13 protein-coding genes are annotated in these 16,060 nt (G+C 33.3%); 7 read left to right on the top strand and 6 right to left on the bottom strand.

What is annotated here, in order from left to right:
• Positions 1-9 precede the first annotated feature (9 nt).
• From IPN41_00660 to IPN41_00630, 7 genes are all read left to right on the top strand, one after another.
• The gene (locus tag IPN41_00660) at positions 10-930 is read left to right on the top strand and encodes a restriction endonuclease (protein QQS60479.1); all 921 of its coding nucleotides are present in this window, start codon (positions 10-12) and stop codon (positions 928-930) included.
• Between the two features lie 69 nt (positions 931-999).
• Positions 1,000-2,703 (top strand): DUF262 domain-containing protein, encoded by a 1,704-nt coding sequence (locus IPN41_00655; protein QQS60478.1) that lies wholly within the window; start codon positions 1,000-1,002, stop codon positions 2,701-2,703.
• Between the two features lie 26 nt (positions 2,704-2,729).
• Positions 2,730-3,479, top strand: coding sequence for a PD-(D/E)XK nuclease family protein (locus IPN41_00650; GenBank protein ID QQS60477.1), 750 nt, complete (start codon positions 2,730-2,732; stop codon positions 3,477-3,479).
• Between the two features lie 16 nt (positions 3,480-3,495).
• On the top strand, positions 3,496-4,449 hold the full coding sequence (locus IPN41_00645; GenBank protein ID QQS60476.1) for a S49 family peptidase: 954 nt from the start codon (positions 3,496-3,498) through the stop codon (positions 4,447-4,449).
• Positions 4,450-4,471: 22 nt separating this feature from the next.
• Positions 4,472-4,921, top strand: coding sequence for a hypothetical protein (locus tag IPN41_00640; protein ID QQS60475.1), 450 nt, complete (start codon positions 4,472-4,474; stop codon positions 4,919-4,921).
• Positions 4,922-5,033: 112 nt separating this feature from the next.
• Positions 5,034-5,627: a hypothetical protein gene (locus IPN41_00635; GenBank protein QQS60474.1), complete on the top strand. Its 594-nt coding sequence runs from the start codon at positions 5,034-5,036 to the stop codon at positions 5,625-5,627.
• Between the two features lie 318 nt (positions 5,628-5,945).
• Positions 5,946-6,653, top strand: coding sequence for a class I SAM-dependent methyltransferase (locus tag IPN41_00630; protein ID QQS60473.1), 708 nt, complete (start codon positions 5,946-5,948; stop codon positions 6,651-6,653).
• A gap of 963 nt (positions 6,654-7,616) precedes the next feature.
• On the opposite strand, the gene IPN41_00625 is transcribed toward IPN41_00630, so the two are convergent.
• The 6 genes from IPN41_00625 to IPN41_00600 form a co-directional block, all read right to left on the bottom strand.
• Positions 7,617-9,146: a T9SS type A sorting domain-containing protein gene (locus IPN41_00625; protein QQS60472.1), complete on the bottom strand. Its 1,530-nt coding sequence runs from the start codon at positions 9,144-9,146 to the stop codon at positions 7,617-7,619.
• Positions 9,147-9,646: 500 nt separating this feature from the next.
• Positions 9,647-10,597: a class I SAM-dependent methyltransferase gene (locus tag IPN41_00620; protein ID QQS60471.1), complete on the bottom strand. Its 951-nt coding sequence runs from the start codon at positions 10,595-10,597 to the stop codon at positions 9,647-9,649.
• A gap of 541 nt (positions 10,598-11,138) precedes the next feature.
• The gene (locus IPN41_00615) at positions 11,139-11,804 is read right to left on the bottom strand and encodes an ATP-binding protein (GenBank protein ID QQS60470.1); all 666 of its coding nucleotides are present in this window, start codon (positions 11,802-11,804) and stop codon (positions 11,139-11,141) included.
• 327 nt (positions 11,805-12,131) lie between these two features.
• Positions 12,132-13,484: a hypothetical protein gene (locus IPN41_00610; GenBank protein QQS60469.1), complete on the bottom strand. Its 1,353-nt coding sequence runs from the start codon at positions 13,482-13,484 to the stop codon at positions 12,132-12,134.
• A gap of 207 nt (positions 13,485-13,691) precedes the next feature.
• The gene (locus IPN41_00605; protein ID QQS60468.1) at positions 13,692-15,674 is read right to left on the bottom strand and encodes a TPM domain-containing protein; all 1,983 of its coding nucleotides are present in this window, start codon (positions 15,672-15,674) and stop codon (positions 13,692-13,694) included.
• Between the two features lie 116 nt (positions 15,675-15,790).
• Positions 15,791-15,991 carry a hypothetical protein gene (locus IPN41_00600; protein QQS60467.1) on the bottom strand — a complete coding sequence of 67 codons (201 nt, stop codon included), beginning with the start codon at positions 15,989-15,991 and terminating at the stop codon, positions 15,791-15,793.
• Between the last annotated feature and the right edge of the window lie 69 nt (positions 15,992-16,060).

The following is a 16,060-nucleotide window of genomic DNA, read 5'->3' as shown; positions in this document are numbered from 1 at the left end:
ATTATCAATGTGTTGACGCGTAATATTGATATACTTGAAAATACACTTCGTCGTACTGGTAATTTACTAGACGTTCTTTTGTTAGATCGCACATCAAAAAAAAATATTATCTGGGCAACTGATTCATATGAAAAATACGGTAAGGAGTTTTCGCCTAAATTGTGTATTGCACCAGTATTAGTGTCTGGTAAATTTGGTCTGCTTATACAGCCCCGCGCAGCCAAGAGCTTAGAAGAACAGAGAAAACGGACCAAAGACAAGGCTGAAGTTTTCACCCCGCTGAAGATTGTTGATCATATTAATAAAGCAGTTGAAAATCAACCACCCAATAAAAACAATTGGCAAGAATATATTAGTGAGATAAAGCTAGAGATTACCTGTGGTGAAGCCCCTTTTATTGTGAGTCGTTATAATCCAACTGCACATACTCGCAAACTTATTAGTTTAAATAAGCGTGTTGGTTTTTTGGATAAAAAATTAAAAATAGTATCGAAGTATTGCCAAAATAAAAATGAATGGATATTTTGGGCAAAAGAAGCATTCAAGGCAAGCTACGGGTATGAGTGGCAGGGGGACAATGTGTTGCTGGCGCGCGAGAATTTACTGTATACATTTATAGATTATTATAAGGCTAAATTTAAGCGACCACCGACCCTTAAAACACAAGAAGAAGTTGCCGAAATTATAAGTTGGAATATCTTTCAAATGGATGGACTCAAGTATACTATACCTATGAGTTGTCATCATGAAAATAAAGTGATTCGTGGCGAATGGACACTTTTCGAAAAGACGCCGGACATAGTCAAGATATACGAGTGTGAAGGTTGTAGGTACGATCTGCCCCATAAACACAATGGCAAATATGTCAAAATTATGGATTGGAGTAATAATAAAGCTGTGAGATTTGTAGATATATTTACAAAAAATTAACATGCGGGAATCCAATCATGTTAGCTAAGTTTAATGAATTCTCCAAAATTAATAAATCTAATAAATAATATGCAAAAAACCGATATAACCGTTCGAGAACTCGTAGATAAAGTACGCAGAGGAGAATTAACTTTGCCGGAAATGCAACGTCGTTATGTATGGCCCGCTACTCGCGTTCGCGATTTACTAGATTCACTGTATCGTGGATATCCTTCCGGAGTTATTTTAACCTGGGAAACAGACGAAAACATTGAAACGCATGAAATGGCAGTGAGAGCAACCGCTGCACCGACCACTACTCAAAAACTTTTACTGCTCGATGGCCAACAACGCATAACATCCTTGTCTGCCATCTTAAGTGGGGAAAAGGTCCATATTAGAAATAAATCAAAACCAATAGATATATTATTTAATTTAGATCATCCAGAAGGAGTTCTTACTGAGGTTATTGAAGTAGATGAAAATGATATTAATCATGATATTGAAGATGAGGACGAGGAGGCGGTTGAACGTGACATACAAGAAGAGTTTAAAAAGAAAACTTTTGTAGTGACAAGCAGAATGTTACAAAATAACCCTCTTTGGGTACCTGTTTCAGATATTTTTGTAAAAACAGATAGAGATATCCTAAAACCTATTGGTATTAATTCCGATGATGAAAGATGGGATAAGTATTCTGAGCGTTTGCAAAAAGTTCGTCAGATCGCGAACTACCCTTATGTAATGCAGGTGCTGGAAAAGTCTATGTCTTATGAAGAAGTCACTGAGATATTTGTTAGGGTAAATTCCTTAGGCGTTAAATTACGTGGCTCAGATCTTGCCTTAGCTCAAATAACTTCGCGTTGGCCAGGTTTTATGAAGCTTATTGAGGATTTTTCAGATGAATTTAATGACGATGCACAATATATTATTGAATCAAATATTCCAGTTAGAGCGCTTGTTGTATTTGCAACTAAACAAAGTAAATTTAAAACTGTTGGTAAAATTAGCTTAGAAGAACTAAAAAATAACTGGGATAAAGCAAAAGAAGCATTACGTTTTGCTATTAATTTTTTACGTAGCAATGCAGGTATAGATAATCTCGAATTTCTTTCATCACCTTTTCTATTAATCCCTATAGCTGTATATTTTAATCTTAAGAATGGTCAAATTTCTCCCTCGGAAACCAACGCATTACTTAGGTGGTTTTATCTAGCACACATGAGAGGACACTATAGTATGGGTTCATCAGAATCAATCTTAGATGCCGATGTATCAGTAATGTATCGCTCAAGTAGTTTAAATGAACTTTTAGCTGTACTTGAACAACATGTTAAAAGAATAGTTGTTAGTAGCGATGATTTAATAAATCGTGGAATTAGAAGCCCATTTTTTTCAATGCTATATTTTGTTCTTAAGCAAGAAGGTGCTAAAGATTGGACTACTGGATTGAGTCTTTCAGACAAACATACAGGCTCGGCTCACTCTATACAGTATCATCATATTTTTCCTAAATCACTTTTACGCGATGCCAATTATGATAAAAAGGAAATTAACGAAATGGCAAATATGGCTTTTATTGGTGGAAAAACAAATCGTTACATCACGAATAAACAACCGATTGAATATTTAGAAAAAGAAGTATTAGAAAAACAAGGTGAGGATACATTAACTTCCCAACTTATTCCACTAGATAAAAGTTTATGGGAAATTGATAACTATAAGGATTTTCTAGTCTGGCGAAGAGAAAAAATAGCTGAAAGTATTAATAATTTTATCGGAAAATTGGTTTAAAAAAACCTAATTTTGAAATAAAAGCCATGTCTGAATATTACAATCCAAATAGAAAAGACTCATGGAATTATGGAGGAAAGGACTGGAAGCTTAGTCGCTCTAAGATTGATTTATTTAAGGAATGTCCCCGATGTTTCTATATAGATAATAAACTTGGAGTAAAACGAGTTCCAGGATTCCCCTTCTCTATCAATAGTGCTGTAGACCATCTTCTTAAACAAGAGTTTGATTCTTTTCGTGTCCAAAATAAACAACATCCAATACAGGAAGAATATGGTATAGATGCAAGGCCAATGTCTCATGACGAACTTGATGAATGGCGAAGAAATTTTGGTGGTATTAAACATTTACATCAACCAACGGGATTGTTAGTAACTGGGGCAATTGATGATTTATGGATTAATGGTAAAGATGAATATATTGTTGTTGATTATAAAGCTACCGCCAAGGATGAGGCTGTTACAGCCTTAGATAAAGAGTGGCAAGACGGCTATAAACGACAGATGGAGGTTTATCAATGGTTATTAAGACAGAATGGTTTAAAAGTTTCTGATATTGGGTATTTTGTATATTGTACTGGGAGAATGGACCGACAAGCTTTTGACAAGAGAATTGACTTCGATGTTAACTTGATAGAACATACAGGTGATGACTCTTGGGTAGAAAAAACATTGTTTGAAATAAAGAAATGCTTAGAGAGTTCTGTGATACCAAAAACAGGAAAACAGTGTGACTGGTGTGCATACTGGAACGCTAGAAAAAGCTTTGAGAAATAAAATATAATATACTTTTATGTCCGACATTTTGAAAAAAATTCTACATTTTGAAATATTCAAACATAAGATTAATTACTCAAAACTAAACCCACATAATTTTACATGGTCTGGTTTTAAATCTTTCCTCAAGGGTTTAGGTGTAAGCGTAATATTTTTGGGAGCCCTTATTATTGTCAAAGACGAGGTGAACTATCAACTTGATCTTTTGGGCATTTCTGATAATAGTTCTTCAGAGGAAACGATAACGGAAGATGACCAAGCACAAGAAGAAAACTGTAATGTCTCTGGTATTGAACTGCATGGAAGTATTGATACTTATATTTCTTATAACAATAGTGATCCCGATGCTACCGAAGCTATTGATGCTACCGCTTCAGAGGATGTTGTTGGTGCTATCAACCAGGCCGAAAAAGATGAAAAGATAAAGGCCATTATTTTAGAAATTGATTCCTATGGTGGTTATCCTGTTGCAGCAGAAGAAATGGCTCAAGCCATGAAACGAGCGACTAAACCAACAGTAGCCATGATTCGCAAAGCAGGTATTTCAGCAGCATATTGGTCAGCGACGGGGGCTAATATTATTTTTGCATCGGCCAACTCAGATGTTGGTGGCATAGGTGTTACTAACTCATATCTTGATAACTCTAAAAAGAATGCAAAGGATGGTTTAACCTATAATTCGTTGAGTACTGGAATGTTTAAAGATACTCAAGACCCTGATAAAGCTTTAACAGAAGCTGAACGGAACCTCATTATGAGAGATGCCTATATTATAAACGATAACTTTATTAAGACAGTGGCTACTAACCGTAATTTAGATCCTAACAAAGTAAGAGCCTTGGCAGATGGTTCATCTATGCTTGGCGAAGCTGCTCTTAAAATCGGTCTAATTGATAAGATTGGTGGTATCGCAGAAGTGAAAGATTATTTGAAGGAAAAAGTAGGAGAAGATATCCAGATTTGTTGGTAACTAGCATGTTTTACAACCATATATGAACATAATGCAAACTCTAATAATTATTATTTCCCTTGGTATATTACAATACCTATTTAGTAAGTGGCTTGAGGCAAGATTAGAGAATTCAATTAAGCATGAATACGATAAACTTATTGAGGATTATAAGTATAATATAAAAATTAGAGAACAAGCAGCAAGAACAGCAGAGTACTTAGCATTAGCTCACAGATTAAAAACAGATTCCCCTCCATCTGATTATGAACGAGCCAATCAACTATCATGGGAGTTGGCAATGTGGCTACCTACTGAACTATACGAAAAGATGGGCCAAGCTCTTACCTCGCCATCTCGAGAGAACAATATATTAACGATTGTTATAGAATGTCGAAAGTTGTTATTAAAAGAAAATGCAGGTACTTTGGACTCTGAAAAAATAGCCAGCCATGCCCCAGGTATAGGTAAGTCTAAAGCTTCGGGATTATAAAAAAAGCTTTTATCTCCTGTATGAAACTAATAAATTAGATAGATACGTTAATTTCAAGATTTATAAGACGGTGTGCTTTTAATAAACCTATTTTATTCTTTGGAGGAAGATTATGCCAACAGAAAACTCTTCAATTATTGTAGAATCATTACACCTTCTTATTAAGAATATTGAAGAGTGCAGGAGAATTGTTTCAAAAGAATATAGAAGTCCTAACGACATTGCGGATTTTCTAATAAGTTTACATTTAGTACTAGAAATAAGTATAAATGCTTGTATTCGAGATATTGTAATAAACAATTTGCAAAAAACAATTGACAAAGCGAAAATAGTTGAGAACTTGGATAAAATATCATTTATAGAAAAAGCTACATTATTTATATATATGGAAAAATATGATTTTTCAGGAGAATTACATGAAGCAGATAAACATCACAGAATCATCGGGACGATGAAAGATTTTGCGAAAACAAGAAATTTTTTGATGCACGGAAGTATGATAGGCGGTTTTTTAGACGTTACATCGACAACGACACCTGCAGTTGAAACTCTGACAAATGAGCACATGGAAAATCAAATTACAAAGTTTAGAGAAATATGTGAAGGAATGAAGTTTTATATAAGGCATCTAAAAGATTGTAAATCTAATAAGGATGATTTAGAGGGTAAATTTTTTGATGTTAATTTTTTAATTAAACCTGTTTAGTAACCAAATCACCTCCCCTATACTGCCAGTCACAAAACTGGTGACCATATAGTGACCAAAAAGTGAGTAAAGTTGTCCTTTCTTAGGTATGATTGTCCTCAGGTGACAATACCAAATTCTTAATTTTCCTTAGGTTTTATAGTAATAATGGCTAGTGTAACGGGATTCCTGAAAATACCTGTTCTATGTTGTGGTCCCGTTGGCGAGGGTTCGATTCCCTCTAGCCACCCATCAATAAAACGCCCTAGTTATGGGGTGTTTTATTATTAATAGTTAAGCCCTAGTGGGAGATAAATATAAAAGATATAATAACTTTATATGAAAAATGAACAACCTAAACTGACATCACAAAATTCAGAATTTTGGAAAAAGCATTTTGAACATTATGATTTTTTTCAAAACAATCTCGAGTGGTATAAACAAACTATTCGATTTCATACTAAACAAATTAAAGATTGTAAAAATATTCTTGATACCGGTTCTGGATCAGGTAACTTAACAAAAGCCTTAATTAACGAAGGACATATAGTGACAGCTGTTGACAACGAGCCCTTTGCGCTGGAGCAATTAAAAAATAAGATTGGAGAAAACAACAATCTTACAATAATACTGGGTGATGTTTGCTCAATGAACTTTAGAGAAAACTCTTTTGACGGGGCAACATCTATGTTTCTATTACCATTTATAGCTAAACCAGATAATTACTTTAAAAATATTTATAAAACAATAAAGAGTAATGGTATATTTTCAATTTCTGGATGGTCACCAGAGCCAGATATCTACCAATTTTTAAATAATAAAATAAAAGAAGAACTAACTAAAAAAGGGATACTACCTAAACATCAAAAAGAATGGGATGAATTTCTTAATACAAGTGCAGTGAATGCAAAAAATATTTTGATCAGTGTATTAAATAAAGAAAAAGTAAAGTCAATTTTATTAAAAACGGGTTTTAATAATATTAATGAATACTCAGATATTGCATATGAAAAATATGCTTACTTTATTACTGCTGAAAAATCATAAGATAAATTCATCAATAACTATTTTCCGTTAACTTTCTCAATCTTTCACTTCTTCCAATATTGCCCTAGCCTAAAGGAAATAAAAAAAGCCCGCAATTGTTCGACTGCGGGTTTTATAGTTTATTAATTTAACTATTCATTGGCTTAATATCCGCCAAGGTTTTTTGAAGATATTTTTAGCATTAATGATGAGTATTGTAATTATAAGAGGAGAGAATATTAAGATTAATCCTTCCCCTTTATATATTACCAGAGACTCTCCATAGAAACTGAAGAGAATAAAATAAGTGGCTGCAAGTATAACAAGAAATAGTAAGCCGCGTAGACTTCGTTTCGAAATTGAAATCCGGGGCCAGAGTTGCTGAGATATTACTCCTGAAACTAGGAATGCAGCCGTAGCACAATATATTACAATTGCTACGGATTGGATAATTTCTAATTCTATCATGGTTCTTTCTCCTTTAGTTTATTATTTATTGAATTTTTCCAACCCTCCTCATTAAGAAAGGCTCAAAAAATTCAATAAATATAACCTAAATAGTTGAATTGTAAGGAACTAGCTATTACGGCATAATAGCATATATATCAATATTTGTCAATATAGCATAAAATAGGCTATTTTGGGGGCCATTTATAACTCTATGTCTCCACTCCTTCCAATATTGCCCTAGCCTAATTTTGTGGCCATATTGTGGCCAAGAAGTGAAGAATATGAGAATATTGATGACTACTGAAGAAATTGAGAAAGTCAGATTAGCCTTATTTTATAAGGTTTATAGTGTTTGCCTAGTGTATTCGTAGAAGTGCCCAAAACACCCTTAAATGGTTGTGGTCCCGTTAGCGAGGGTTCGATTCCCTCTAGCCACCCATCGATAAAACGCCCTAGTTATGGGGTGTTTTTTGGAAATAAAAAAGGACCATTAAATTGTCCATGGTCCCTTATAATAAATTTATTTCTGTGTGTCTATTTTATCAACATCATTCTCTTTGTCACTTTGTAATTTCCAGCAATTAATCTGTAAAAATAAATTCCACTGCTTAAGTTACTTCCATCAAAATCAACTGAGTAATACCCAGATGATTTAATTTCTTTTACCAAACTACTAATCTCTCTCCCATTTATGTCGTAAATGGCCAAGGTGACTATTCCATCATAAGGAACAGTATATTCTATCCTTGTTAAGGGATTAAACGGATTAGGGTGGTTCTGTTTTAGATTAAACTTCTTTGGTACTGCAATTATAACTTCATTACTCAAATTGAGATATTCAAAATTACCATTATAATCAATTTGTTTTAATCGATATAAGTAACTTCCTGATTGTATATCTCTATCAATATATTGATAAGAATGAGGCATAGATGCTGTTCCATTTCCCTCTACATACCCAACTGTTTCCCAGTTACTTTCATTCTTTCTTTCCACCTGAAATTCTGAGTTGTTTATTTCCGAAATGGTAGTCCAGTTTAAAATTACATTATTGTTAGTTACCAAAGAAGTAAATGCCGATAATTCAACCGGAAGTACCCAATCTAGTTGAAGTTTGTAGATATGATTAAATGTTGTGATAAAGGCGTATGAAGAATGCACTTGAACATCACTAATTAAATTACCATCAGATATATTTGCGGGAATATATTCATTCCAAGATAATCCATTATTAATAGTTTTTACTAAATAAAGATTACCACCTGCCTTGCCTACTGCATATCCTATTCCTTGTGCATTTATACTTATTGATTGCAACAATGCACTGCTTTCATGTTGAACATTCCAGTGTACCCCACTGTCAGATGTCCGTAAAATTTTATTACCATCCAACATATATCCAATACTTTCATCAGTAAAATATATTTTTCTTATCACCGTACTCCCTGTAGAATATAATGCATTCCAGCTGTTTCCTCCATCCGTAGTATTATGAAGAATAATCGTATCGTTACTAGCTGTATGCGCAATCATAAAACCTTTATTCTCATTTATAAATGAGATACTTTCAACTGGAGAAGGCTCCCAAATAGGTAAGTAGGAAATTCTACTCCAATTAACACCAGCATTTACAGTTTTGTATAGACCATTATTTGTTCCTGAGAAGCCCACAGAACCATTTACAAAATGGAAACACTTAGTTTGCCATAAACCCGGATCATGGGAATATATTCCCCACGTTACTCCACTGTTTGTGGTTCTATACAAATTTAATTGCATATAAGTTAATAATGCATAACCTGTATCTCCCCGTGGTGAAAATGCGACTTTTTCAATATATCTTCCGTTAGAAACATTAGATGATTGCCATGTTTCTCCTCCATTAGTAGTTGCTAAAATGGGTTGATTATAATTTAAAATGCAACCGCGATCATTATCAACAAATATTCCTGCGTATGACCAGCTACCTACAACGCTAGACCAGATCGGCTGCCATGGTTCTTGCTGAGAAAATCCTTTGTTTAAATAAACGAGTAATACTAAAGCTAATATAATGTGTTTCATTTTCCTATCCCTTCTCCGCTTTTGGCGGATTTTATTTTTGAAATATATTTTAAATGAAATAACTTAATAGGTTAAAACATTTTACTAATTTTGTCAATCACCTCACGCTCACCCCACTCAATTATTCTAAACACGTCCCATTTGCCACCCATAGTAGAAATTCTTTAGATTAGCCTTACTTTATAGAGTATTTTTAGTTCTGACTAAAATAAAAAACCGTTACTTATATAAGCGTAACGGTTTATTTGAAAGTACAATATTTATTTTTAGGGACCATCAGAATAGAGGTCAGCTTTGGTATTATTTATCCAAAATAATAATCCACAAATACCAAGAAAGAGAAGTCCAACCCATAGAGATATCCATATGACTGAAAAAAAGTCATGGCCCTGTATTCCCATTGTTAATCCCCCTATCACCAAGCAATAAATCTGCGAGACAACAAAGGTGGCAAGAATAATAGCGATTGTTTTTAGCTTCATTCTATTTTTCCTTTCGGCTTAATTATTTTTTTGTTTAAAGGTAAGTACGGCCATTCCTCCAAGTTGATCAACGGGGCCAATTGTATTGGTATTATCTAATTGGAAAGAATATTTCTGTAGCTCTCTTTCAAAAACATCAAGAGACACTTTGAAGTCTCCTCGATTAAAGCTTTTTTCATTTGTAGAGGCAAGCTCACTACACTCCCTTTTAAGGAAGGTAATTAAATCCTGGACATCAATGTAATACATTGAACCCCCTTCATAGAAATCTTTATTACATCTTTGGGCTACATAAAATATCCACTTAATAATCTCGTCATTTGCAAAACCGGCACCTTCTTCTCCTGACAATGTATCATCGATAAGGTTTTTTGCTTCCTCAAAAGCAAGATCCATAAAACCACCCTTTATCGCTTCTCCGATAATATGCAGATAGAATTCTGCAACATTAACTATTCTGTCGGCTTCCTGGATATATGGCTTAATGAATTCATCACCGATAATAAGTATGCCATCAGAGTTTAAAAGTTTATGACATCTTTCGAGAAAAAGTTTTCTTTCTTCTCCATGAACATGATGCATGACACCTTGCATAACAATAATGTCATACTGTGATGCCATATCTTCGTGAGGAAAATTGACCGATGCAAAATCATACTGCATGAAAGAAATTTGAGAATAAGTAGAGTTAAAATTGATTGCAGCATTGATAAAACTTTCTGATAAATCTATTCCGTGAACCAGAGTCCCTTTCTTAGCAAATTTATACGTAAGTCTTCCGGGTCCGCATCCAAGGTCTAAGATGGAAATTATTGATTTTACCTTCTGCAAATCATTAATTTTTTCTAAAACAATATTAACAATTCTTTGGTCGGCTTGTGGGATATACTGATGTCCCTGCAAAGCATTGTTATATACTTCAGCTGAAACAGTAGTGCCATAATCTTTGATAATATCTTTTGTAGACATTTTTTACTCCTTCTTCTTTAAATTATTAAATGATTTCCCAAACCTCTAATAAGCCTTAGAAATTTAGTAAATCATTCAATAATCTGCTAAATTGTCAAAAAACAAGTATTCTAGAATATATCATATTTAGGCTAAAATATCAATGATTACCTCTATTTCATGCCACCTAATAGTTCTGAACACATCCCATTTGCCACCCATCGAAGAAACGCCCTAGTTATGGGGTGTTTTTGTAAATAAAAAACCCCGACTAGATTTCTCTGATCAGGGTTTTGTTGTTCCAGAATTTCTCCCGGTAGTATTTTAATTATCTATTACTAATCCTCACTCTGAGATACCATTTTAGAGAGTATCCATCCGTATGTTATATACATAGTTCTAAAAGCCGTCTGAGCAATAAATGATCCATTTAACTTTAGGCCTAGTAAATAGCAAACTCCTTCGATAATTATCGAAGCCACGATACAAAAAACAACAATTTTAAAGATTTTTTTAACCATTATTTCCCTTTCGGTTTAAGTTATTTAACTTACTACATTTATTATATTCGTAGATATTCTGGTTTTAGAAAATCACTATGATAATGAATTACTCTATCAGCTTCATTGCCTTTAACTGGGCAAAAACGAGATTTTTGTGTTGCGTACAAAGCAACCCAATTACTGGATTGATCCAAATCTGACTTCTTATTATCCGAATCTTCTAATCGTTTTAGAAGAACGCTCTCTGGACACTGTACCTGGATAATGATTGTTTGGTATCCATATTTCTTAGCGAGCGCCAGTTTAGTAGATCGGTCTCTCTTTCTGAGATTAGCCGAATCGTTAACGACATTGATATTACTTTTAAAAGCTCTCCGTAAAAGCATCTTTCTAACAATGTGAGTTAAGAATTGTCGTTCCCAATATGCTTCTCCAGTAATGGTGTTATCATCTCTTAAAAATCTCAAAGATTCATTTAGATATACATGAATCTCATCACTATGAACGAGAAACATTTCCCGTAACTGTTTATTATTTTTTACAAGTGTTTCTTTGCCAGAGTGAGTAAAACCAACAAGAAGTATGAAGGTATTACCGGTAGACTTTTTGGAATTTTCTTTAAATATATCTTCAACTATTTCTTTTAAAGCATATCGGACATATTCGAACCATATTAAATGATATATGGTTTTAACCATTCCAAAAATAATTTTTGACCATTTCAATTTTATCTCCTTTTTTAAGTTTATAATTATTGAATTTTCCCAGCCTTCTCGTGCAAAAAAGCTCAAAAAATCCAATAAATATAACCTAAAATGTTAAATTGTAAGGAACTAGCTATCATAGTACAATAGCATTTTTATAGTAATTTGTCAATATATACCTAAAATAGGCTTATATTAGTCTATTTTTTGAGATGAACCTATTGTTTCAGCCATTTCCTTGATTTCACCCCACGGAATAGTTCTGAACACGTCCCATTTGCCACCCATCAATAAAGCAGCCTGTTTACGGGCTGTTTTTTAGTAAATAAAGAAAATTTCGGAAAGTAATTAATTTAGTTTATTAAAATCTTTATTATTTATTCCTACTCCTAAACTCCTCATAAGATCAAACGCGTCATCTGCTCTGCCTAAAAAATATCGTTTATTGTCAATTGGATTGACATACCAAGCCTCTCCTCTACCTTCAACTTGAAGAAGGATCTTACCCATTAGACTTTTAGCAAAATTCTTATCAATCGGCATTTTTCCTGATGCTTTTGGGTTATATCCATTAATAATCTCCACTTTATCATTAATACCATCACCATCAGTATCAGCAATAGATTTATCAGTCAATAATGCGTCCTCTAACATATCTCCTAAACCGTCTTGATCAGGATCACCGCCTGACAATTTTCCTAAACCAATTGGGATCTTTATTAAATCGTTGTTTTTTATCCCAATACCTTGCTCACGCATAATTATGAAAGCATCTTGAGGACGCCCAAGAAAATATGACTTTTCCTTAGAAGAACTAATATAATAAGCCTTACCCTGATCTTCAACTTTTATGAGAATGGCCCCTTTTAAGCGCTTATATAATGGCCTATTCTTGATTGTCCTAACTTCAGAGTTATTAGTTAATGGGACTGTAGGTGGGACATTAATATTATTATTTCCAGTATTGGTTTCAGGTATCGCTATATAAGTTGTAAAGGTGTTATCACTTAAATCATTAGTTTGAACGTGAAGATCTACATTACCACCAATAACCTGAATTAGATATTTATAATCTTTAGAAATGAAAGGCATGGCAAAAGGAATTTTCCAATCATAATAATTTCTACCATTGGCACTATTAAAGGGCTCCTTTTTATTATCCCATTGTCCGTCTACTACAAAATCAATTGGGTAAACACTGGACTCAGAAATCTTTACCCTTAAAATAAAAGCACTATTTCCTTGATTCCATTGATCCCAAGAAATCCTTATTGTATCTCCAACTTTATAAGACTCACCTCCATTAGGTGATACTACTTGTACATGTGCAGTTTGATTATTCAATGAAAGAGTAGTAAAAGTATTTATAGCAGTTTGAAATGTTTGACCACCTGGTGTTCTACAGACTATCTTATAAGCATAATTAGTACCAGGAGAAAGATCTACCAACAAAAAACCATGGAAATTATTTGCTGGTCTAAAATTTTCTCCATGATCTGATGAAAGTATATAGTTTAAACTGTTTATACTATTGCCCCAGTACATCTTACAACTACTTTCAGCATTGTTCATAATACCAACACTAAAACGATTTGTAGATATATCTGTCTCAACTTGAGAGAAAGAAAAATCTTCAGCTTGAGAAATCATCGGCAAAGCTACAATACTAAATAGTAATAATAAGACCAATATTTTTTTCATATATGTACATATTAATAATAGATACTTAAATCCTGGTACTTTTAGAGTTATTTGTCAATCTCAATCTCTCACTTTTCCCAATATTGTCATAGCCTAAAGAGTAATAAAAAAGCCAGTAGTTTCATTTAAGAAATTCCTGGCTCAGTAAAGGTACATTAAAGTTCATCCAAAACTTATTTTTTCATTTTCTCCTTTCATTAATTTATTTTACCAACTTCCAGAAGCACCACCTCCTCCGCTCATTCCTCCTCCAAATCCACCAAAATCACTATCTGAACTAAAAGAGAATGAAGTATCCGAATTTGAATAGCTATTTCTGCGACTTTCTGCCTCATCATCTCTCTCGCGACTTCTTCTTCTCTCTGCATCATCTATGTCATTTTGTGCTTTTTTAAATGCATCTTCAGCAAGAGAACATGTTGATTTCAAGAGAGTGATAAGAAAAAACCAATCAACTATAGAAGTGCTTGATTCTACGGCAGTCTCATTTAATTTAATTGCTGCTTTCTTAGCAATTTGCTTTGTTTCACCAGAAACATCTGAATCTTTTATTTTGCTTAAAGCTGAATTTACAGCTGTCTCTGTTTTTTTGTACTCTGAAAAGAAATCTTTTTTTGATTTTTCCTGTTGGCTAGAAACAGCATTGATTTCAGAATATACTTTCTCAACATCATTTATTAGTTCCTGAAAGTTGTTAAATTTTGAAGCTGCCAAATGAAATTTTTGATTTTTCATATTATTTAAATCTTCAATTTCATTTTTCAAAACCTTAATTTTTTCAGGATGAAGTTTTACTGTAAGTCTTAATAAATCTGTTTCAAGTTTTTTCCATACGTTTTCTGGATACTGCTTCTTAAGGTGATCTACTTCTTTAACATATTTTTCAAAAGAAGAGTAGTGATCCTTGGCAACCTTCAGAAGACTATCAAGATTCTGATGGATTTCTTTTTTCTTGAGAACAACCTCTTTAATGTCTGAAAAAAGCTCATTCGATTTTGAAGCAATTATATCGCTTTCTCGACATATTATGTGGTCATACTCTTTATTTCCAAGATTTTTTGCAGTTTCTTCAAATTTCTTTTTTAAATCATTTTGATTTGTAACTGCTTCATTAAAACGAAAACCCTGATTCGTTAACTCTAAAGTTTCGCAGAGATTTTTCTCAAGAATCTGCACTGCCTTCTCTGCTTTAACAGGAGCAGCTTGAGCAAATTTATTAACTTTTATACGTAAGTCTTTATCTACTTTAATGAAGTTATTCTCTGCTTTATGAATCAAAGTGCGGGCCTTGAGTAAGAAACCATACACTTGATCCGGTGCTTCTTTTACAGAACCTTTAGCTTTTTCTAAGATACGCGAAGCTTCAAGTAATTTTTGATTTGCCTGTTCCATATGTTCAGTTGCTTCTTCTTGAACCCATTTTGGAGCAGTTTTAGTATTCTCACATAAATCAGAAATTACTTTACGGGCCTGAATTATTTGTTCAGTCTGATTTTCTAAACTCTTTAATAACTGATTACTTAATTTCTTTTTTCTCAAGAAACTAAGCATGAATCGAGATAAATAGAATAAACCGATAATTAATATAATTCCTATTCCAATATTAATTACCACATCGAATATTTGTTTCTTTACTTTTCTACTTTCCTCCTCTCTAATTCGTACTGCCTCCTTACGTTGTTCCATGCTCTGTGGACCAGTTACAGCTAGTATATTCTCCACCCCATTCAATATTCCAGAAGAATAATCTGATTTTTTGAAATAGGGAATAATATTCTTCTCAATAATTTTTTTGGATTGAGCATCTGTCAAATCACCCTCAATTCCATAGCCGGTATGAATTCTTGTTTTTCTTTCCTTGGGAGCTACTAAAAAAATAATACCAGCATTATTCTTTCCACCCGGTCCCCAACAATCGAATAAATCTTGAGCATAGGAATCATCCGCCTTTCCATCCAAACTATTAACCGTCACAACAATTAATGCAATCGTTGTTGTATTATAGTAATCCCGGAGTTTTTGCTCTATGTTTTGCTCAATTTTATCATCAATAATATTGGCAAAATCATTTACGGCTCGTAGGGGATTGGGTTTTGAAGGCATTTCGGAACAATCTTTCTTTGCAAAAACTTGTTGAACGTTGATAATGAAAATAAGTAATGCAAAGCAAATAACAATGATTCTTTTCATTTTTCCCTTTCGTTTTAGTTTAGGTTTGTGATTTAGGTTACAACAACAAAGAATGAAATGTGACTTGTTTTGTCTTATTATCAGCTTCTCCTCTCAGCAATTATATAATTCCTCATTTAAAATGAGTCCTTATATAGTTCTCTGTAGAATTCATTCTGTTCTTCGGCTGTAAGCCCAGTATATAGAGTGAAATAATTATTTACACCCTCTATAAACGGACTCTGATTAAACTCAATTACTATTTCATGATTTTTATTTCCCTTCAGCCTCTTCAGTTTTATGTTTAATTCTTTGAATTGTGTTACTAATTCATTCATATCATTACAAAAAACTTTTTCCGGATTATAAATGCTATATGAAGACTCGATACTACCCCTTACCATTAA

The organism is Candidatus Falkowbacteria bacterium (genome assembly GCA_016699775.1).
In the GTDB taxonomy this organism is placed as follows: domain Bacteria; phylum Patescibacteriota; class Patescibacteriia; order Patescibacteriales; family Patescibacteriaceae; genus Patescibacterium; species Patescibacterium danicum.
This window is presented reverse-complemented; position numbering and strand designations above follow the sequence as displayed.